Genomic DNA, 18544 nt, shown 5'->3' on the forward strand with positions numbered 1-18544 from the left:
CGCCTTCATCTCTACTCCGGGGGTCCGACAATTCCGGACGCCCGGGCCGCGGCGGCCTCCCGGTGAGCGGGGGCACGGGCTAGGCCGTTCGGGTGAAAGTAATCGTTTTCTCTGGGCCTCCGGCGGCTTCGGGGACACACTCGCTGCAAGGCGCGAAAACGAGCAAGACCGAATAACTAATAATTGTTGTGTAATTGACCCAGCGCTGGACCGCCCGCGTCGGCAGGTCCGCGGATGTGGTGACAGGGACCGGAAACAGGTGACGTCCTCGTGTAAGGGGGGAGGGGCGTCGCCTGTTTCCTCCTACCCGTTTTCGCGGGTGTACCGCGCGCGCAGAAATGGGCTGAATTCGCGGTCTTCGCCCATCTTGACGTCGATTTCGTGCGTCAGGGTGCCGCCGTCCGGGGTGAGGCGGTGCCGGGCCACCCCGCGGGCGGTCTTCTTGTCCAGGACGAGCGTGGCGCCGTCCCACCCGCCGCGCGCGGGTGACTCGGGCGGGAAGCCGTAGCTGTCGAAGCCGTACCAGAGCGTTTCGCCGGTCTGCGGGTCGACGGTGAAGATGTTGTGCCCCAGGAACTCCGTGCCGTCTTCGCGGCGCTGGCGGTACTGCTGGATCAGCGCGAAACCGTTGAGCGCCAAGCGGTATTCGCAGTCGGCGCGTGCGGTCGAGGCCGGCGCCCACGGCGAGGCGGCGAGGTCTTCGGTGCCGGTCCAGTCGCCGATGAAGGCCTTCAGGGCGTCGTGTGCGGGCCCGAGGGTGGGCATGTCCATGGTCGTCTCCATTTCGACAGGTACCTGTCGATGTGCGAGACTAGCACGCATGCGGTCCCTTCGAGCCGAGACGTTCACCCGGGTGATCGACGCGGTCTTCGCGTGCAACGGCGGCTTCCTGACCGCGGGCGACGCGCTGACGGAGCCGGTCGGGCTGACGGCGGCGCAGTGGCAGGTCCTCGGCTTCCTCGAGGACGGCCCGGCGACCGCGGCGGAGGTCGCACGTCGCCGCGGCCTGCGCCGGCAGAGCGTGCAGGAGACCGTGAACCGCTTGCTGCGCAACGGAATGCTCGACCGCCTGCCGAACCCGGCCGACGCGCGGGCGCCGCTGTTGTCGGTGACGCGGCGGGCGAAGGAAGCGCTGCGCGAGCTGGGGACGGCGCAGGTCGAGTGGGCGGAGGACGTGGCGCAATCCGTGTCCCAGGAGGATCTGGAGACGACGCTGCGTACCTTGCGGCGGCTACGGGAGGCCGCGGCTCAGCCGAGGTTGCTCTGACGGTCAGTTCGCCGCGCCGGGGCCGGGGAGCGGGTCGATGTCGCGTGCGTGCATCGACCCGCCGCAGTGGGTGCAGCGCAGGTCGACGGTGGTGATCTCGCCGCACGCGTGGTGCCGGTAGAGGACCGGCGGGCCGGCCTCGCCCGCGAGCCACTTGTCGCCCCAGCGGGTCATGATCATGAGCATGTCGACGAGTTCGGTGCCCTTTTCGGTCAGGACGTACTCGTAGCGCGGCCGCCGGTCGTACGGCCGCCGCTCGACGATGCCCTGGTCGGCGAGGTGGTTCAGGCGCTCGGTGAGGACCTTGCGGGAGATGCCGAGGTCGGCCTGGATCTGCTCGAACCGGCTGACCCCGACCCAGACGTCCCGCAGGATCAGCGGCGACCAGGGCTCACCGATGACGTCGAGCGTGCGCGCGATCGAGCACGCGGCCAGTTCGCTGAAGTTCGTCCGCTGCATGAGGCCACTTTAGCACTCAGGGTTCCCTTAAGGAACTTGAGCTGCTACGGTTCTGGAGTCTCCTCAAGGAACTCCGAAAGGATTGCAGCGATGAGCAAGGTCTTCAGCGCCCACGCGGTGTCGGTGGACGGGTACATCACCGGCCGCGGCGCCGGCCCCGGGCACGGCCTCGGCGACGGCGGCACGCTCTTCGACTGGTACACCGACGGCGATACGCAAAGCCGGGTGTTCGACTTCTTCAACCTCAGCGAGCCGAGCGCCCGCGTCTTCGACGACCTCGCCGGCCGCGTCGGCGCGATCGTGGCGGGCCGCAACACCTACGAGGACTCGGACCACTTCGGCGGCGGCAGCCCGCACCCGAACGCCCCGCTCTTCCTCGTCAGCCACCGGCCGGCGCCGGAGCTGACCTCGCGGCAGGCGCTGTTCGGCGACGTCAAGGAAGCCATCGAGGCCGCGCGTGAAGCGGCCGGTGGGAAGGACGTCGGTCTGATGGGCGGCGGAGTCCTGACCGCGGCGCTGGCTGCGGGGCTCGTCGACGAGTTCGTCCTCCACCAGGTGCCCGTGCTGCTCGGCGGCGGGCGGTCGTTCTTCCAGGAGCTGCCCTCGCACATCCGGCTCCGGTTGGTCGAAGCCGTCGCCGCGCCCGGCGTCACCCACCTCCACTACGCAGTCAACTGACAAGCCGTCGCCCGAAACCGAAGGAGAAACACCATGATCGACGCAGACATCCGCCGCATCCTCTCGACGAACGTCGTGGCGCACCTGGCCACCGTCCTGCCCGACGGCGCCCCGCACTCGATCCCGCTCTGGGTCGACCCCGAAGACGACTACATCGCGATCATGACCGGGCCGGACTCCCGCAAGGCCCGCAACCTGCGCCGCGACCCGCGGGTGGCGCTGTCCCTGACCCCGGCGGACAACCCGTTCGAGCCGGTGATCATCCGCGGCCGAGTGGTCGAGTGGGTCGAGGGCGACGCCGGTTGGGCGATCGTCGACCGGATCGCGACGAAGTACATCGGCCAGCCCTACTCGCGTGATCAGGTGCGGGTCGTCGGGCTGATCGAGGTCGAACGGCAGAGCATCGGCATGCGCTGACGTCAGTCCGGCTTGATGCCCAGCAGGGTCAGGAAGGTGCGGAACCCGGCCGGCATGTCGACCTGCTCCGGGTCGAGGAGCCACTGCAGCTGCAAGCCGTCCAGGACCGCGATGGCGATCGGCGCCAGCTGCTCCGGCGTAGCCCCCGGCGGGAGCTCGTCGCGGTGGCGTTCGAGCATCTGGGTCATGCCCGCCCGCACCCGCTCGTAGCGGTCGTGGAAGTACTCGCGCGCCGGGTGGTCCTCCGTGACGCTGTCCGCCGACAGCACCGTGTACGTCTGGACGATCCCCGACCGGGTCGCGTTGTAGTCGACCAGCTCGGCCAGCTGGTTGACCGTCATCGACGACTCGTCACCCTGCGGGGCGTGCCCGAAGTGCAGCAGGTCCCACTCGTCGCGGGCCTCCAGCACCGCCGTCAGCAGATCCTCCTTCGTGGGGAAGTAGTGCATCAGGCCCTGCTGGGTCAGTCCGACGCGGTCGGCCACCGCCGCCAGCGAAGTGCCGCGATAGCCGCGTTCGGCGATCACTTCGAACGCCGCGCGGACGATGCTCGCTCGGCGGTCGGCGCCCCTGGCCCGGGTCATGATCCCGAGCCTACGGGACAAGCCGTCACGGAACCATAACGTTCACTACCCACCGCCAGGTAGAGTAGGTCTCCATGAGCTTCGACGTCGATGCCCTGCTGGCCGAGCTCGACCTGGACGCCAAGGCGAGCCTGCTCGCCGGCCAGGACGTCTGGAGCCTGCCCGCGCTCCCGCGGATCGGCCTGGAGTCCTTGGTGCTCTCGGACGGCCCGGTCGGCGTCCGCGGGGTGCGGTGGAGCCCGGACGACCCCTCGGTGACGCTCCCCAGTCCGACGGCCCTCGCCGCGAGCTGGGATCCGCGCCTGGCCGTGCGCGCCGGCCGGCTGCTCGCGCAGGAGGCCCGCCGCAAGGGGGTGCACGTCTTGCTCGCGCCGACCGTCAACCTCCAGCGCTCGCCCCTGGGCGGCCGCCACTTCGAGTGCTACTCGGAAGATCCCCTCCTCACCGGGATGATGGGCGCCGGCTACGTCACCGGCGTGCAGGACGGCGGGGTCGCCGTCACGGTCAAGCACTTCGTCGCCAACGACTTCGAGACCGAACGCTTCACCGCCGACGTCCACGTCGGCGAGCGTGCCTTGCGCGAGCTCTACCTCGCGCCGTTCGAACTCATCGTCCGGCGGGCGAAGCCGTGGGGGATCATGGCCGCCTACAACAGCGTCAACGGCACCACGATGACCCAGCACGCCGAGCTGCTCAACGGCGTGCTGCGCGACGAATGGGGCTTCGACGGCTTCATCGTCTCCGACTGGCTGGCCGCGCGCGACACCGTCGCCTCCGCCAACGGCGGCCTCGACGTCGCGATGCCCGGCCCCCGCACGGTTTTCGGGGACCAGCTCGCGGAAGCCGTTCGCGGCGGCGAAGTCGGCGAAGACGTCGTCGACGAAATGGTGCGCCGCGTGCTCCTGCTGGCCCACCGGACCGGCGCGCTCGGCGGCAGCCCCGTCGCAATGTCCACTATGGACGGGGAAGCGATCGCGCGCGAGGTCGCGCACCGGTCGTTCGTGTTGCTCAGCAACGAAACCGGCGTTCTCCCCCTCAAGCAACCACAGAGCATCGCCCTGATCGGCGCGCTGGCGGAGGACCCCAAGATCCTCGGTGGTGGCAGCGCCACCGTGTTCCCCGATCACATCGTCTCCCCTCTCGACGGCCTCCGGAAGGCCGTTCCCCCGGGCACCGACCTCGCGTTCGCCATCGGTGCCGATCCGCGAACGACGCTACCGCCGGCCACCGACAATTTCCGGCTCCGCGCCACCGCCAAGGCGGCCGACGGCACCCGATTGGCTGAATTTCCGCTCAGGGAAGCCAAAATCAACTGGATCGGCGAGCTCCCGAAAGGCCTCGACCTGGCCACGCTCGCGTCGGTCGAGATCGAAGGCACCTACCTGCCGGAGCGGACCGGCACGCACACCTTCGCCGTCACCGGCCCCGGCGACCTCCGCCTCACCGTCGCCGGCCAGACCCTCTTCGACGGCGTCAACCTGCCCGAAGGCGGCGACGTCTTCACGTCGATCATGCAGGTGATCGAGCAGCGCCGCGAGGTCGAGCTGACGGCGGGCGAACTCGTCGACGTCAACCTGACGTACTGGATCCCGTCGGAGATGGCGGAGTTCGCCCGCGGCACCTTCGCCTGGGTCACCTTCGCGCTCGGCCACCGCGGCCCGGTCCTCGACCCGGACGCCGCCCTCGACGAAGCTGTTGCCCTGGCGGGGAAGTCGGACGTCGCGGTCGTCGTGGTCGGCACCACCGCCGAGGTCGAGAGCGAAGGCTTCGACCGGACTTCCCTGGCCCTGCCCGGAAGGCAGGACGAACTCGTCACCAGGGTCGCGGCGGTCAACCCGAACACCGTGGTCGTCGTCAACGCCGGCTCCCCGGTCGAACTCCCGTGGCGCGCCGACGTCGCCGCGGTGCTGCTCACCTGGTTCCCCGGCCAGGCCGGCGGCGACGCGCTCGCCGACGTCCTCTTCGGTCTCGAAGAGCCCGGCGGCCGGTTGCCGACGACCTGGCCGGCGCGGCTCGAAGACGCGCCGGTCACCGACGTGACCCCGGAAGAAGGCGTCCTCGAGTACGGCGAAGGCGTGTACGTCGGCTACAGCGCCTGGGCGCGTACAGAGACGCAACCCGCGTACTGGTTCGGCCACGGCCTGGGCTACACGACCTGGGTGTACGAAGAGCTCGACGGCTACCCGGACGACGAAGGCGGCGCGCGCGTCCGGGTCCGCGTGCGCAACTCGGGAACGCGCAAGGGCCGCGAAGTCGTCCAGCTCTACCTGGCCCCGACCGAGCGCGGCGACCGGCCGCCCCGCTGGCTCGTCGGCTTCGCGAGCGTCGAAGCGGGACCCGGCGAGGCGGTCGAGACCGACATCGTCGTCACGCCGAGGTCCGCCGAAGTCTGGCGCGACGGCTGGCAGCACATCGCCGGCGAGTACGTCCTGGAGGCTTCGCACTCCTACGCGCAGCCGCGGCTGAGCACGCGAATCGTCCTCCAGAAAATCCGTTGACGGGTGGCTCGGGAGCCTCTAACTTCAGCCGCGCACCCCGGAACGAGCGAAAGGGAGGTGGGTCCGATGATCACGCAACCGATCACGCGCTCCCACCTCGCCTCGAGGGTGCCGGGTTTCTGACCGGGAGCGCGTACTCCCGGAAGGACTTCCATGACCGATCTGGTCGTGCGCCCGCTCGAAGCGGGCGAAGAAACACTGTTCACCTCCTTGCCCGACCGCGGCCTCGTCGGCCGCAAGCTGTTCGGCGACGACTTCGCCGAGATGGCAGCCAAGGGCGAGTACCGGCCCGGGTGGGTCTGGGTCGCGCTGCGCGACGACGTCGTCGTGGCGCGGGCCGCGTGGTGGGGCACACCCAAGGACGAGGAGCCGATCGCGCTCGACTGGTTCGACTTCACGGACTTCGACGCGGGTGTCGAGCTGCTGAAGAGGGTGCCGCTGCGCGCGGAGTACTCCCTGACCACGCCGCCCGGCTGGCAGGACGACCCGGACGTCGCGCACGAGGTCACCATCCGCGTCGAGGCGGCCGAGAAGGCGGGCTACCGCAAGCTCGTCGAGCGCTACCGGTTCTGCTGGACGCCGGAGAACGGCCTGCCGGAGCGACCCGGCCGGCTCGTCTTCCGGCCCGAACCGGACGACGACGTGATCCTGGACGTCTTCAAGCGCGTGCACGTCGGCAGCCTCGACGCGCACGTGCGGAAGACGGTCGAGGAGCACGGCCTCGACGCGGCCGCGCGCGAGGACCTCGACATCATGCTGTGGATGCCGGCGCCGCGGGACTGGTGGCGGCTGGCGTACACGCCCGAAGGTGAGCTCGTCGGGCTCACGTTGCCGAGCCGCAACGCCTACGACCCGGTGGTCGGCTACGTCGCCGTCGTGCCGGAGCAGCGAGGCAACGGCTACGCGTACGACCTGCTGGTCGAGGCCACGCACGACCTGATCGGGTATGGCGCGGAGAAGATCGTCGCGGGCACCGACGTCGGCAACGTCCCGATGGCCAAGACGTTCGCCAAGGCGGGCTACCCGGTGACCCAGCACCGCATCGACCTGGTGTGACCTCCGGCGGCGGCCGCGTCTTGCCCGGCGCGGCCGCCGCGCGGTACCGTCGCTAGAGCGATCTATCAAATCGGCTATAGGGGGCCCGAGATGGACGTTCTGCAGGGGAAGGGCCTGACGCCACTCCGCGTGATCCTCGGCTTTTCGCTGGTCAGCACCACGATCCACTACACGCACAACGCCATCCGGGTGGCGGACTACCCGCAGCTGCCGGGCGTCCCGGCGATGGCGGCGGGGATCGTCGTCGCCTTCGGCTGGGTGCTGTTCACGACGTTCGGCTGGCTCGGTTACCGCGCGTACCGGCAGGGCCGGTACCCGCGGGCGCTGGCGTTCCTGCTGGTCTATTCGCTGGCCGGGATGATCACGCTCGGCCACTTCCTGACCGGCGTGCCGCAGATCCCCGGGTTCTTCTTCGCGACGATCTTCACGGATGCCGCAGCGGGGCTCGCGCTCTGGGCGTTTCTCACGTGGGCGTGGGCGACGCTCAACCGGGTGACCTCGCGAGATCAAGTTTCTACACAACATTGACGTTCGTCGGAACTATGTAGACACTCGGATGAGTGACCACCACCACACCGGTGACCTTCGACCGCCGTCCGGACGAGTACCGCCACTGGCGCCTCCAGCTCGACGGGGAGGTGGCGTGGCTGGAAATGGACGTCGACGAGCAGGGCGGGCTCGTCGAGGGCTACGAGCTCAAGCTCAACTCCTACGACCTCGGCGTCGACATCGAGCTGTACGACGCGACCCAGCGGCTGCGGTTCGAGCACCCCGAGGTCCGCGTGGTGGTGGTGACCAGCGCGAAGGACAAGGTCTTCTGCGCCGGTGCGAACATCCGGATGCTCGCCGCGTCCGAGCACCACTGGAAGGTGAACTTCTGCAAGTTCACCAACGAGACACGCAACGGCATGGAGGACGCGACCGCGCACTCCGGCCAGACCTACGTCGCCGCGGTGAACGGCACGTGCGCCGGCGGCGGCTACGAGATCGCGCTGGCCTGCGAAAAGATCCTGCTGATCGACGACAACTCCTCGACCGTCGCGCTGCCCGAGGTGCCGCTGCTCGGCGTGCTGCCCGGCACCGGCGGCCTGACCCGGGTCGTCGACAAGCGGCGCGTGCGCAAGGACCTCGCCGACGTCTTCGCGACGCGTTCCGACGGCGTCAAGGGGAAGACGGCGGTCGACTGGCGGCTGGTCGACGAACTGGTGCCGCGTCAGGGGTTCCGCGAGGCCGTGGCGAAGCGGGCCAGGGAGATCGCGCGTGAGTCCGACCGGACCGGTGAAGGCGGCATCGAGCTGACCCCGCTCGAACATCGCTATGTCGACACGGAAGTAACCAAGGATCAGGTCACCATCACGGTCAAGGGGCCCGAAAACGACCCCGGTGACCTGCACGAAGAAGGCGCGAACGGCTGGTTCCTCGCCATGACCCGCGAGCTGGACGACGCGATCCTCCGGCTGCGCACCAACGAGGTCGAGGCCGGCACGTGGATCCTGAAGACCCGGGGCGACCCGGAGAAGGTGCTCGCGCACGAGCGGGCCGTGTTCGGCGCGAAGGACTGGCTGGGCAACGAGATCACGCAGTACTTCAAACGCACGCTCAAGCGCCTCGACGTCACCAGCCGCACCCTGATCGCGCTGATCGAGCCCGGCAGCTGCTTCGCCGGTTCGCTGCTGGAACTCGCGCTCGCCGCCGACCGTCAGTACCTCCTCGACGGCCCGCCGATCGACGACGAAGACAGCGACGAACGCGCCACGATCCGGCTCAGCGAAGCCAACTTCGGCCCGTTCCCGATGGGCAACGGCCTGACCCGCCTGCAGACGCGCTTCTACGGCGACGACGACCACCTCGCCTGGCTCGCGCGCGAAAAGGACCACGAGCTGAGCGCGGCGGAAGTCGTCGAACTCGGCCTGGTCACCGATGCCCCGGACGACCTCGACTGGGAAGACGAGATCCGGATCGCGCTGGAAGGCCGTGCGTCGCTGTCGCCGGACGCGTTGACCGGCATGGAGGCCAACCACCGGTTCGTGGGCCCGGAGACCATCGAGACCAAGATCTTCGGCCGGCTGGCGGCGTGGCAGAACTGGATTTTCACCCGGCCGAACGCATCCGGGCCGGAAGGCGCGCTGCGCCGATACGGTACGGGTCAGAAGGCCGTCTTCGACAGGAAGCGGGTCTAGCGCAGATGCCCGAGAAGATCGACTACGACGCCAAGATCCCCAACAACGTCAACCTCTCCGAAGACCGCCGGCTGCAGCGCGCCTTGGAAGGCTGGCAGCCGAAGTTCATGCACTGGTGGGGCGAGATGGGCCCGACGCTGGAGACCCAGGGCGTCTACCTGCGCACCGCCGTGAGCGTCGGCCGGGAGGGGTGGGCGCACTTCGACCACGTCAACGTCCCGGACTACCGGTGGGGCATCTTCCTCGCCGAGCGCGACCCGGACCGGCGGATCGCCTTCGGCGAGCACAAGGGCCAGGAAGTGTGGCAGCAGGTGCCCGGCGAATACCGCGCCGACCTGCAGCGATTGATCGTCATCCAGGGCGACACCGAGCCGGCGTCGGTCGAGCAGCAGAAGCTCCTCGGGCTCACCGCGCCGAGCCTCTACGACCTGCGGAACCTGTTCCAGGTCAACGTCGAAGAGGGTCGGCACCTGTGGGCGATGGTGTACCTGCTGCACGCCTACTTCGGCCGCGAAGGCCGTGACGAGGCCGAAGGGCTGTTGCTGCGCAACTCCGGTAGCCCCGACGCGCCCCGCATCCTCGGCGCGTTCAACGAGGAGACCGCCGACTGGCTGGCCTTCTACATGTTCACCTACTTCACCGACCGCGACGGGAAGTACCAGCTCGGCACGCTCAAGGAAAGCTCCTTCGACCCGCTCTCGCGCACCTGCGAGTTCATGCTGAAGGAGGAGGCGCACCACATGATGGTCGGCACGACCGGCGTCGACCGCGTGGTGACCCGCAGCGCCGAGCTGATCCGCGAGCACGACACGCGCGACATCGGGCCGCACGGCGGGATCCCGCTGGAGCTCATCCAGAAGTACATCAACTTCCACTACACCGTCTCGCTCGACCTGTTCGGCAGCGAGACGTCGACGAACGCGGCGAACTACTACACCGCCGGGCTCAAGGGCCGCTGGCAGGAGACCCGCCGCAAGGACGACCACAAGCTCACCGACGACGCCCGCACGCTGGAGAAACCGGCCGGCGACGGCACCTGGACGGCGGAGGAGATGCAGGCGATCCTGCTGCTGAACCTCGACCTGCGCAGCGAGTACGTGGCCGACTGCCAGACCGGCGTGAAGCGCTGGAACAAGATCCTCGCCGACGCCGGGATCGACTTCACGTTCCGCTTGCCGCACCCTGGCTTCAACCGCGAAGTCGGCATAAACTCCGGCCACCACGTCACTCCCGACGGCACGATCGTCGACGAGGCGACTTGGCAGGCCGGCAAGGGCAAGTGGCTGCCGACCACCGAGGACCTGACGTTCGTCCGCTCGCTGATGCACCCGGTGTACGAGCGGGGGAAGATCGCGAGCTGGGTGGCGCCGCCGCGGCAGGGCATCAACGGGAAGCCCTTCGACTACGAGTACGTCCACCTCACGTAGGAGGTCCGGTGCCCACAGGGTTCAACGCCGCGGAGTACCTGCTCACCGCCGGGCACCCGGACGCGACCGCGGTCGTGTCGCCGCGCCGCACGCTCACCTACGCCGAGCTGGCGGCGGAGGCGCGCCGCGTCGCGGGCGGGCTCGTGGAGCTCGGCGTGCGGCCCGAAGAGCGTGTCATGTTCTGCATGGTCGACGACGTCGAACTGCTCACCGGCATCCTCGGCGCGATGCTGGCCGGCGCGGTCGCCGTGCCCGTGTCGACCATGGTCACCGGGCTCGAGCTGGGCAAGATGCTGGCCGACTCGCGCGCTCGCCTGCTGTGCGTGTCCGGTGAGTTCGCCGAGCAGGCGGTGACCGCGCTCGGGTTCGCGCCCGAGGTCACCGACGTCCTGCTCGACCGCTCGGACGCGGCCGGCTTCGGGGTCCGGACGCACGAGTGGTCGTCGCTGAGCGGACCGTTCCGAAGTGGACGGACGTGGGAGGACTCGCCCGCGTTGTGGCTGTACACGTCGGGGACGACGGGACAGCCGAAGGGCGCGATGCACCGGCACGCGAGCATCCGCGCGGTGTGTGAGACGTACGCGCGCACCGTGCTGGCGACGACTCCGGCGGACCGGTTCCTGTCGGTCCCGAAGCTGTTCTTCGCCTACGGGCTGGGGAATTCGTGCTTCTTCCCGCTCGGCGCCGGCGGGACGACGCTGCTCGAGCCGTCCCGTCCGACGCCGGCGCTGTTCGCCAGACGGGCTCGGGAAGAGGCGCCTTCGCTGTTCTTCGCCGTCCCGACGTTCTACGCGGCGCTGCTCGCGAGCGACGTCCCGGACGACTCGTTTTCTTCGGTGCGCCACGCGGTTTCGGCCGGGGAGCCGCTGCCGGCGTCGCTGTTCGAACGGTTCCGCGCCCGCTTCGGCCTGGAGATCCTCGACGGCATCGGGTCCACCGAGGCGCTGCACATCTTCCTGTCGAACCAGCCCGGCGCGGTGCGGCCGGGCACCACCGGAGTCGCGGTGCCGGGGTACTCCGTGCAGATCCGCGACGAGGCGGGCGCGGTGATCGACGTCGCCGGCCAGCCGGGCGAGCTGTTCGTGGCCGGGCCGTCGACGGCGACGGGTTACTGGGCCCGGTACGACGCGACGAAGCTCGTCTACCAGGGCGAGTGGCTGCGGACCGGTGACAGCTACGTCCGCAACGAGGACGGCACGTATTCCTGCCTGGGCCGGTTCGGGGACATGCTGAAGGCGGGCGGGATCTGGGTGTCACCGTCCGAAGTGGAGGAACGGCTGCGGCAGCACCCGGCGGTGGCGGAGGTCGCGGTGGTCGCCGCGCCGGACGCCGACGGTCTCGACAAGCCCGTGGCGTGCGTGGTGGCCGCGGCCGGGGTTACGGTGGACCCGGACGAGCTGATCGAGTTCTGCCGCGAAGGTCTCGCGGCGTTCAAGCGCCCGCGAGGAGTGGTCGAACTGGCGGAACTGCCGAAGACGGCGACGGGCAAGATCCGCCGGAACGTGATCCGCGAACAGGTCCGGGACGTCCTGCGGGTGGTGCCCAGCACGTGATCGACGGCTACTTCGTGGTCGACGCGCACGTCCACACGCCGCGCCTGCCGACGCTCAAACCCGCGTGGACGCAGTGGGCGCACGACTTCGCGGGTTCGTACCCGTGGCGTTCGGTGTACTCCTCTTCGGGGGAGGTGATTCCGGCGGCCATGGACGAGCTGATGGAGTCCGAGGGCGTCGACCGGGTGCTGCTGTTCTGCGAGTACAGCCCGCGGGCCACCGGGATTCAGCCGATCGAGGACAACCTGCCGTTGGTTTCGCACAACCCCGCTCGTTTTCGGCTGGTGGCGAACGTCAACCCGTATCTGCACCACCCGGCGGTGACGGAGGTCGAGCGGCAGCTGGACCTGGGTGCGGTGGCGCTGAAGATCCACCCGGTGCACGGCGCGTTTTCCCCGGCGGACAAGGAGCTGTACCCGGTCTACCAGCTGTGTTCCGAGCGTGGCGTGCCGGTGATCCTCCACTCGGGAACGTCGAGCTTCCCGGGTTCCCGTACGAGTTTCGGGAACCCCGAGCTGATGTCCGATGTGGTCGAGGACTTCCCTTCGCTGCAGTTCGTCTTCGCCCACGGTGGTCGCGGGTGGTGGTACGACGTCGCGGCTTTCCTCGCGCTGGCGCGGGAGAACGTGTGGCTGGATCTCGCCGGGCTGCCGCCGAAGAAGCTGCCGGAGTACTACCAGCGGTTCGACCTGGCCCGGCTGGCGGGGAAGTTCGTGTTCGGGACGGACTGGCCCGGGGTGCCTTCGGTGGCCAAGAACGTGCGGACGCTGGTCGGGCTCGGCTGGCCCGAGGACGTCCTGAACGGCGTCCTCGGGGGCAACGCGGTGAAGCTGATGCCGGGCCTAGCCTAGAACCTGGTGCAGGCACAGCACATTGCCTTCGGAGTCGGTGAACCAAGCCGCCCGCTCGGTCCCCAGCTCGGCGATGTGGCCGACCGTCTTCAAGCCCTCCAGGTCGAAGTCCTGGAACCGCACCCCACGGCCCTCCAAGGCGCTGACTTCGGTCGAAAGATCCGAGACCTCGAAGCTCAACGCCGTGTTCTCGCTCTGTGCGCCGGCCGGCATCGTGCGGAGCCCGATGGCACCCGCGCCCGCCGCGAAGTACAGCGTTCCGTCTTCGCCCTTCCCCGTCTGCTTCAGGCCCAGGGAGTCCGCGTAGAAGTGGCCGGCGCGTTCGCTGTCGGTCACCGGGAGCATCGTCGTGATCGTCGATTCGGTCAGCATGGCTCCATGGTGCGCCCCCGGACGCACCGCTGTGACCTCGACTTTTTCACCCTCAGGCGTTGAACGCGCGCAGTGTCCGCATGGCTTCCGCGAGTGCCGGGGCGTCGTCACCCAGCGGGGTCAGCACGATGCGCCGCAGGATCTCCGCCGCCGCCGTCCGGGCCTTGTTCGCCATGTCCAGCCCGTGGTCGGTCAGGGCCGCGAACGTCACGCGGCGGTCGTCCGGGCTCGGGACGCGGCAGATCAGGTCCGCCGCCACCAGGCGGTCGGCCACCTTCGTGAAGCCGCCGCTGGACAGGGCCGCCTCCGTGGCCAGCTTGGTCATCGGCATCCGGTGGTCGGGCGAGCGGACCAGCCGCAGCAGGATGTCGAACGACGCCGGCGCGAGGCCGAGCCGGTCGGCGATCTCGCCCATCAGCTTGTCCTGCGTGGCCAGGTAGCCCTCGATGACCAGGCCCCACCACGTGACGATCTCGTCGTCGTCGGTCTTCGGATCCACTCGGTCAGCCTACCGGAAAGTCTGCACGGAATATATCTTGCTCGCGAGAGGTTCTGCGGTTACCTTGAATCCAGGAGGCAACCATGGCGATCAAGACGTCCGGCCTGCACCACGTCACCGCGATCGGCGGCGACCCGCAGCGCAACGCCGACTTCTACCTGCGGACCCTGGGCCTGCGGCTGGTGAAGACCACCGTGAACTTCGACGACCCGGGCACCTACCACCTCTACTACGGCGACAGCGCGGGCAAACCCGGCTCGCTGATGACCTTCTTCCCGTGGCCCGACGCGCCGACCGGCCGGCACGGCACCGGCCAGGCGACGACCACGTCGCTCTCCGTCCCGGAAGCCTCCATCGGCTGGTGGAAGCAGCACCTGGCGGCGCAGAAGATCGAAACCGGCGAGGTCCGCAACGCCGACGACGAAGACACGCTCACTTTCCGCGACCCCGACGGCCTGAAGCTCGCCCTCGTCGCGCACCCGCAGGGCGACCCGCGCGACCCGTGGGACACCGAGCTGGTCCCGGCCGAACACGCGATCCGCGGCCTGCACTCCGTGACGCTGTCGGTGACGAAAGAGGACGCCACCGCCGGCATGCTCACCGACGGCCTCGGACTCAGCTTCGCCACCCAGGACAGCAACCGCCTGCGGTTCGCCGCCGGCGACGGCGGGCCGGGTGCGCTGGTCGACGTCCTCGTGACGCCGGACGCGCCGCGCGGCCTGGTCGCCGCGGGCACCGTGCACCACGTGGCCTGGCGCGCGCCCGACGAACCGACCCAGAAGGCCTGGCGCGAAGAGCTCGTCGACCAGGGCGTGCACGTCACGTCCATCCTGGACCGCCAGTACTTCCGCTCGATCTACTTCCGCGAGCCGGGCGGCACGCTGCTGGAGGTCGCGACCGACGAACCCGGCTTCGCGATCGACGAGCCGCTGCTGGAACTGGGCCGCGCGCTCAAGCTGCCGCCGTGGCTGGAGCCGCGCCGCGAAGAGATCCAGCACATGCTGCCCAAGCTGAACCTCCCCGCCGAGAACAACCCGGAGCTGTCATGACGCTCGACCACAAGTACGTCGAGGGCTCGCCGGACGCGCCGCTGCTGCTCCTGCTGCACGGCACCGGCGGCAGCCCCGACGACCTGCTCGGCCTGGCGCGCGAGCTGAGCCCGGACTCCGCCGTGCTGGCCCCGGCCGGTCCGGTGACCGAGTACGGCGCCGCGCGCTGGTTCCGGCGGCTCGCCGAGGGCGTGTTCGACCACGAAGACGTCGTCGTGCGCGCGAACCAGCTCGCGGACTTCGTCGTCGAGGCCCGGGAGAAGTACGGGCTGGGCGACCGGCGGCTGGTCGCCGTCGGCTTCTCGAACGGCGCCAACATCGCGGCCGCGGTGACGCTGCTGCGGCCGGAGGTCGTGCGCGAAGCCGCGCTGTTCGCGGCGATGTCCCCGGTCCCGCAACCGCCTGACCTGGACTTGTCGGCTTCCCGCGTCTTCCTGGCCAACGGCGAACGCGACCCGATGGCGCCCCTGGCGTCCACGGAGGAGCTGATCGGGCTGCTGCGCGAGCGCGGTGCCGACGTCGTCACGCAGCGCCACCCCGGCGGCCACCTGATCACGGCGGACGGCGTCCGCGCGGCCGCGAGCTGGATGACGCCCTGACGTTTGTACGGAGCGTATATCGGCTCGCCCTACGATCGGGCGATGACTAACGAGGCACTACAGCGTGCTACGAAACTGCTGGACGGCGTCATCCTGGCCGACGGGCACAACGACCTGCCGTGGGAGCTGCGGCAGCACGGCGGCCCGAACCCGGTCGAGGCGGCCGCGTCGCTCGACCTGACCGTCCGGCAGCCGGCGCTGCACACCGACTTCCCGAAGCTCGCCGACGGGAAGCTCGGGATGCAGTTCTGGTCGGTGTACGTGCCCTGCGAGTTCGAAGGCCACAGTGCCGTCACCGCCGTCCTCGAGCAGATCGAGGTCGTCCACCAGCTGGCCGAGCGCTACCCCGACCGGCTCCGGCTGGCCGACACCGCGGACGAGGCCGAGGCCGCGTTCGCCGACGGCCGGATCGCGTCGCTGCTCGGTGCCGAGGGCGGGCACAGCATCGCCGAGTCGCTGGGCGTGCTGCGGATCCTGCGCCGGCTCGGCGTCCGGTACATGACGCTGACGCACAACTTCAACACCACCTGGGCGGACTCGGGCACCGACGAGCCGGCCCACGGCGGGCTCACCGAGTTCGGCCGCGACGTCGTGCGTGAGATGAACAAGATCGGGATGATGGTCGACCTCTCGCACGTCGCGCCGTCGACGATGCGGGCGGCGATCGAGGTCAGCTCGGCGCCGGTGATCTTCAGCCACTCCTCCTGCCTCGCGGTGAACGACCACCCGCGCAACATCCCGGACGACGTCCTCGCGCTGCTGCCCGGCAACGGCGGCGTCGCGATGACCACGTTCGTGCCGGCGTTCATCTCGCCGAAGGTGACGGCGTGGGACCACGAGCTGAAGGCCGCGATGGGGGCCGCCGGCAAGGAGTACCGGAACCTGGCCCAGCGCGGGGAGTTCGTGAAGGAGTGGGACGGCCCGGTCAAGCCGAAGGCCACCGTCGACGACGTCGTCGCGCACGTCGAGCACGCCCGCGAGGTCGCCGGGATCGACCACATCGGCCTCGGCGGCGACTACGACGGCGTCGGCACGCTGCCGGAGGGCTTGGAGGACACGTCCAAGTACCCGGTGCTGTTCGCGGCGCTGCTCGAGCGCGGCTGGAGTGACGAGGACTGCGCGAAGCTGGCCGGGAAGAACACGCTCCGCGTGTTGCGCGAGGTCGACGGCTTCGCCCGTTAGGGGGTTTGACAGAGCGCTCCCCGCGTGCAGGACGGACACTGAGCACATGACGCACGCGCGCGGGGACGCGGCCGGCCACCCCACCGGCCCGACCAACCACGAACTGCCCGGGAACGAGGTGCCCGAGGGCGCCCTCGAGCCCGCCGAACTGCGTGCGGGCGACGTGCGGCCCGGCGTCGAGGAGGTCACGCCGGTGCGCCCGGCGCCGGCCCGGACCGGTGCGGCCACCAAGAAGCGGGCCCGGCCGACGCGGATCAGCGGCACCTGGGTCGCGGTCATCGCGGGCCTCGTCGTGCTGGTGGTGCTGCTGGTCTTCATCCTGCAGAACCTCGACCCGGCGACGGTGCACTTCTTCGGCGCGGAAGGCAGCCTGCCGCTGGCCATCGCGATGCTGTTCTCGGCCATCGGCGGCGCGGTACTGGTCGCGCTGATCGGCGGGGCCCGGATCCTGCAGTTGCGCAAGCAGGCCCGCCGCCGCTGACCACTCCTTTTCGACCTCGTTCTCAGCACCGTGACAGCGAACTCGTCGACGAACGAAAATCGCCGGTACGGACCGAGGGACGAAATTCAAGGAGGAACCAGAATGCGTCGTATTTCGGTGATCGTGACGGCGGCCGCAGCCCTGCTCGCGGCCGGGACCGTGCTCGCCACCGCGGAGGCGTCGGCCGCGCCCGCCCTCAAGAGCCTGGCGACCTGCAGCGCGCACTACGCGAACACCGCGGCCTGGGCGGACTGCACGGGTGGCACGCAGAAGAGCTGGGTCCGGCTCGGCTACAACTGCGGGGTCGGGCCGCTCAACGCCGACCACCACACCAGCTGGGTCGTGCTCAACGCCGGCGCCCAGAGAACGATCAGCGCGGAGTGCAACGTGCGCGTGAACAGCGCGTGGTACAACTCGCGCGTCTACTGATCCATCGGTGGAAGAGGCGTTCCCCGCGGATTCCGTGGGGAACGCCTCTTTTCAGGAAACAATGACGGACGTCATTCCGAGAACCGCCGAGAAAACGTCTTCCTCGCCGGTCGTCTTGATCCGGTCGGCCACGTCGGCGGGTTTCGCGTTGCGGGTACAGAGCCGCCAGAACGTGTCCAGGTCCGTCGCCACGGTGGCCAGTGGCGTGCGGGACGGCGGCGCGCCCCGGTCGAGGACCCAGCCGTCGCGCTCGCGGCGGGCGTACCACTTGCCGGCGCCGGTGACCGTGTACCCCACTTGCTTGCCGACGCGCGCCTCGACGTCGCGCAGGGTGTGCGGCAGCGCGCGGACGAACGTGTCCGCGATCGGCTCGGCGTACTCGGCCTCCAGCGGCGTGTGCTCCAGCGCTTCGCGGATCTGCACGTGGTGGACCCAGAACTCCGAATAGTCGCGGGCCGCGTCGAGCCAGCGCGGCGCCGGTTCGACGCCCGCCCAGGTCACGGGCTCGCCGAGGGCGTCGAGGTCCAGCTTCGCCCAGTACTCGGTGGTCTGGCCCATGAACTCGTACATCATCGTGAGCAGGACGTCCGTCGAGAGCCGGCGGCAGGCGACAACCCACTCTTCGTTGATCCGGTCGATGAAGCGGGGGAAGGACTCACCCGGACGGGGGGCTTCGGCCGTGTGCCCGTCGCGGCTCCGGGACAGCCGGCCGACCTTGTCGCCCAGCAGGTGAGCGGCGACGTCCTTGACGCTCCAGCCCGCGCACCTGGTCGGGCGCTGCCAATCCTCGTCGGTCAGCGCGCCGAGCAGCGTCATCAGCGCCTGTTCCTCCTTGGAGAAGTACGGGAGGACGTCGATCGGCGGGCCCCAGCGCGTCGGACTCATGCCGCACATAATGCCGGTCGTCACACCACCGTTCGGCCTACCCGCAGGTAGCATCAGCGCGGAAGCAGAGGGGAGTCG

Annotated in this window: 21 protein-coding genes; 15 read left to right on the forward strand and 6 right to left on the reverse strand. The window is 69.6% G+C overall.

Annotated elements, in window-relative coordinates; translation table 11 throughout:
• Window positions 1-303: 303 nt before the first annotated feature.
• Entirely contained in the window at window positions 304-771 is a 468-nt protein-coding gene (locus QQ657_RS36405; RefSeq protein WP_284746860.1) for a DUF1579 family protein, read from the reverse strand.
• A 49-nt stretch (window positions 772-820) separates the two neighbouring features.
• Here QQ657_RS36405 and QQ657_RS36410 point away from each other — a divergent pair, with 49 nt between their 5' ends.
• Complete coding sequence (locus tag QQ657_RS36410) at window positions 821-1267, forward strand: MarR family winged helix-turn-helix transcriptional regulator (protein ID WP_284746861.1); 447 nt, start codon at window positions 821-823, stop codon at window positions 1265-1267.
• A 3-nt stretch (window positions 1268-1270) separates the two neighbouring features.
• Here the strand turns inward: QQ657_RS36410 and QQ657_RS36415 are convergent, their stop codons facing one another.
• Window positions 1271-1726, reverse strand: coding sequence for a winged helix-turn-helix transcriptional regulator (locus QQ657_RS36415; RefSeq protein WP_284746862.1), 456 nt, complete (start codon window positions 1724-1726; stop codon window positions 1271-1273).
• Between the two features lie 90 nt (window positions 1727-1816).
• Here QQ657_RS36415 and QQ657_RS36420 point away from each other — a divergent pair, with 90 nt between their 5' ends.
• Entirely contained in the window at window positions 1817-2404 is a 588-nt protein-coding gene (locus QQ657_RS36420; RefSeq protein ID WP_284746863.1) for a dihydrofolate reductase family protein, read from the forward strand.
• Between the two features lie 33 nt (window positions 2405-2437).
• Window positions 2438-2821, forward strand: a complete 384-nt coding sequence (locus tag QQ657_RS36425) for a TIGR03618 family F420-dependent PPOX class oxidoreductase (protein ID WP_284746864.1) — start codon at window positions 2438-2440, stop codon at window positions 2819-2821.
• Window positions 2822-2823: 2 nt separating this feature from the next.
• Here the strand turns inward: QQ657_RS36425 and QQ657_RS36430 are convergent, their stop codons facing one another.
• Window positions 2824-3405, reverse strand: a complete 582-nt coding sequence (locus tag QQ657_RS36430; RefSeq protein ID WP_284746865.1) for a TetR/AcrR family transcriptional regulator — start codon at window positions 3403-3405, stop codon at window positions 2824-2826.
• A 74-nt stretch (window positions 3406-3479) separates the two neighbouring features.
• On the opposite strand from QQ657_RS36430, the gene QQ657_RS36435 reads away from it, so the two are divergent.
• From QQ657_RS36435 to QQ657_RS36465, 7 genes are all read left to right on the forward strand, one after another.
• Window positions 3480-5903, forward strand: coding sequence for a beta-glucosidase H (locus QQ657_RS36435; RefSeq protein WP_284746866.1), 2424 nt, complete (start codon window positions 3480-3482; stop codon window positions 5901-5903).
• Window positions 5904-6056: 153 nt separating this feature from the next.
• On the forward strand, window positions 6057-6959 hold the full coding sequence (locus QQ657_RS36440; RefSeq protein WP_284746867.1) for a GNAT family N-acetyltransferase: 903 nt from the start codon (window positions 6057-6059) through the stop codon (window positions 6957-6959).
• A gap of 90 nt (window positions 6960-7049) precedes the next feature.
• Window positions 7050-7487: a hypothetical protein gene (locus QQ657_RS36445; protein WP_284746868.1), complete on the forward strand. Its 438-nt coding sequence runs from the start codon at window positions 7050-7052 to the stop codon at window positions 7485-7487.
• A 32-nt stretch (window positions 7488-7519) separates the two neighbouring features.
• On the forward strand, window positions 7520-9139 hold the full coding sequence (gene boxC / locus QQ657_RS36450; protein ID WP_284746869.1) for a 2,3-epoxybenzoyl-CoA dihydrolase: 1620 nt from the start codon (window positions 7520-7522) through the stop codon (window positions 9137-9139).
• Between the two features lie 5 nt (window positions 9140-9144).
• Window positions 9145-10566, forward strand: coding sequence for a benzoyl-CoA 2,3-epoxidase subunit BoxB (boxB, locus tag QQ657_RS36455; protein ID WP_284746870.1), 1422 nt, complete (start codon window positions 9145-9147; stop codon window positions 10564-10566).
• An 8-nt stretch (window positions 10567-10574) separates the two neighbouring features.
• Window positions 10575-12119 carry a benzoate-CoA ligase family protein gene (locus QQ657_RS36460; RefSeq protein WP_284746871.1) on the forward strand — a complete coding sequence of 515 codons (1545 nt, stop codon included), beginning with the start codon at window positions 10575-10577 and terminating at the stop codon, window positions 12117-12119.
• Window positions 12116-12970: an amidohydrolase family protein gene (locus tag QQ657_RS36465; protein ID WP_284746872.1), complete on the forward strand. Its 855-nt coding sequence runs from the start codon at window positions 12116-12118 to the stop codon at window positions 12968-12970. Before QQ657_RS36460 ends, QQ657_RS36465 begins: the two co-directional genes overlap by 4 nt.
• On the opposite strand, the gene QQ657_RS36470 is transcribed toward QQ657_RS36465, so the two are convergent.
• Both QQ657_RS36470 and QQ657_RS36475 read right to left on the reverse strand, forming a co-directional pair.
• Window positions 12962-13342, reverse strand: a complete 381-nt coding sequence (locus QQ657_RS36470; RefSeq protein WP_284746873.1) for a VOC family protein — start codon at window positions 13340-13342, stop codon at window positions 12962-12964. The two genes, QQ657_RS36465 and QQ657_RS36470, sit on opposite strands and share 9 nt — an antisense overlap.
• Window positions 13343-13394: 52 nt before the next feature.
• Window positions 13395-13841, reverse strand: a complete 447-nt coding sequence (locus QQ657_RS36475; protein WP_284746874.1) for a MarR family winged helix-turn-helix transcriptional regulator — start codon at window positions 13839-13841, stop codon at window positions 13395-13397.
• A gap of 83 nt (window positions 13842-13924) precedes the next feature.
• Between QQ657_RS36475 and QQ657_RS36480 the strand changes: the two genes are divergently transcribed.
• The 5 genes from QQ657_RS36480 to QQ657_RS36500 all read left to right on the forward strand — a co-directional run bounded on the left by QQ657_RS36480 (window position 13925) and on the right by QQ657_RS36500 (window position 17581).
• A complete protein-coding gene (locus tag QQ657_RS36480; protein ID WP_284746875.1) occupies window positions 13925-14890 on the forward strand; it encodes a ring-cleaving dioxygenase in 966 nt (321 codons plus the stop codon).
• Complete coding sequence (locus QQ657_RS36485) at window positions 14887-15489, forward strand: alpha/beta hydrolase (RefSeq protein ID WP_284746876.1); 603 nt, start codon at window positions 14887-14889, stop codon at window positions 15487-15489. Before QQ657_RS36480 ends, QQ657_RS36485 begins: the two co-directional genes overlap by 4 nt.
• 42 nt (window positions 15490-15531) lie before the next feature.
• The gene (locus tag QQ657_RS36490) at window positions 15532-16671 is read left to right on the forward strand and encodes a dipeptidase (protein WP_284746877.1); all 1140 of its coding nucleotides are present in this window, start codon (window positions 15532-15534) and stop codon (window positions 16669-16671) included.
• A gap of 46 nt (window positions 16672-16717) precedes the next feature.
• Complete coding sequence (locus QQ657_RS36495) at window positions 16718-17152, forward strand: LapA family protein (RefSeq protein ID WP_284746878.1); 435 nt, start codon at window positions 16718-16720, stop codon at window positions 17150-17152.
• A 102-nt stretch (window positions 17153-17254) separates the two neighbouring features.
• Window positions 17255-17581, forward strand: coding sequence for a hypothetical protein (locus QQ657_RS36500; RefSeq protein ID WP_284746879.1), 327 nt, complete (start codon window positions 17255-17257; stop codon window positions 17579-17581).
• A gap of 51 nt (window positions 17582-17632) precedes the next feature.
• On the opposite strand, the gene QQ657_RS36505 is transcribed toward QQ657_RS36500, so the two are convergent.
• Window positions 17633-18466: a maleylpyruvate isomerase family mycothiol-dependent enzyme gene (locus tag QQ657_RS36505; RefSeq protein ID WP_284746880.1), complete on the reverse strand. Its 834-nt coding sequence runs from the start codon at window positions 18464-18466 to the stop codon at window positions 17633-17635.
• Window positions 18467-18544 lie beyond the last annotated feature (78 nt).

The sequence above is a fragment of the Amycolatopsis ponsaeliensis genome, assembly GCF_030182635.1.
Classification (GTDB): domain Bacteria; phylum Actinomycetota; class Actinomycetes; order Mycobacteriales; family Pseudonocardiaceae; genus Amycolatopsis; species Amycolatopsis ponsaeliensis.

Coding starts and splice junctions, on each gene's coding strand:
- QQ657_RS36405 (WP_284746860.1), bottom strand. CDS start 771: ATGGACATGCCCACCCTCGGGCCCGCACACGACGCCCTGAAGGCCTTC.
- QQ657_RS36410 (WP_284746861.1), top strand. CDS start 821: ATGCGGTCCCTTCGAGCCGAGACGTTCACCCGGGTGATCGACGCGGTC.
- QQ657_RS36415 (WP_284746862.1), bottom strand. CDS start 1,726: ATGCAGCGGACGAACTTCAGCGAACTGGCCGCGTGCTCGATCGCGCGC.
- QQ657_RS36420 (WP_284746863.1), top strand. CDS start 1,817: ATGAGCAAGGTCTTCAGCGCCCACGCGGTGTCGGTGGACGGGTACATC.
- QQ657_RS36425 (WP_284746864.1), top strand. CDS start 2,438: ATGATCGACGCAGACATCCGCCGCATCCTCTCGACGAACGTCGTGGCG.
- QQ657_RS36430 (WP_284746865.1), bottom strand. CDS start 3,405: ATGACCCGGGCCAGGGGCGCCGACCGCCGAGCGAGCATCGTCCGCGCG.
- QQ657_RS36435 (WP_284746866.1), top strand. CDS start 3,480: ATGAGCTTCGACGTCGATGCCCTGCTGGCCGAGCTCGACCTGGACGCC.
- QQ657_RS36440 (WP_284746867.1), top strand. CDS start 6,057: ATGACCGATCTGGTCGTGCGCCCGCTCGAAGCGGGCGAAGAAACACTG.
- QQ657_RS36445 (WP_284746868.1), top strand. CDS start 7,050: ATGGACGTTCTGCAGGGGAAGGGCCTGACGCCACTCCGCGTGATCCTC.
- boxB (WP_284746870.1), top strand. CDS start 9,145: ATGCCCGAGAAGATCGACTACGACGCCAAGATCCCCAACAACGTCAAC.
- QQ657_RS36470 (WP_284746873.1), bottom strand. CDS start 13,342: ATGCTGACCGAATCGACGATCACGACGATGCTCCCGGTGACCGACAGC.
- QQ657_RS36480 (WP_284746875.1), top strand. CDS start 13,925: ATGGCGATCAAGACGTCCGGCCTGCACCACGTCACCGCGATCGGCGGC.
- QQ657_RS36485 (WP_284746876.1), top strand. CDS start 14,887: ATGACGCTCGACCACAAGTACGTCGAGGGCTCGCCGGACGCGCCGCTG.
- QQ657_RS36490 (WP_284746877.1), top strand. CDS start 15,532: ATGACTAACGAGGCACTACAGCGTGCTACGAAACTGCTGGACGGCGTC.
- QQ657_RS36495 (WP_284746878.1), top strand. CDS start 16,718: ATGACGCACGCGCGCGGGGACGCGGCCGGCCACCCCACCGGCCCGACC.
- QQ657_RS36500 (WP_284746879.1), top strand. CDS start 17,255: ATGCGTCGTATTTCGGTGATCGTGACGGCGGCCGCAGCCCTGCTCGCG.
- QQ657_RS36505 (WP_284746880.1), bottom strand. CDS start 18,466: ATGAGTCCGACGCGCTGGGGCCCGCCGATCGACGTCCTCCCGTACTTC.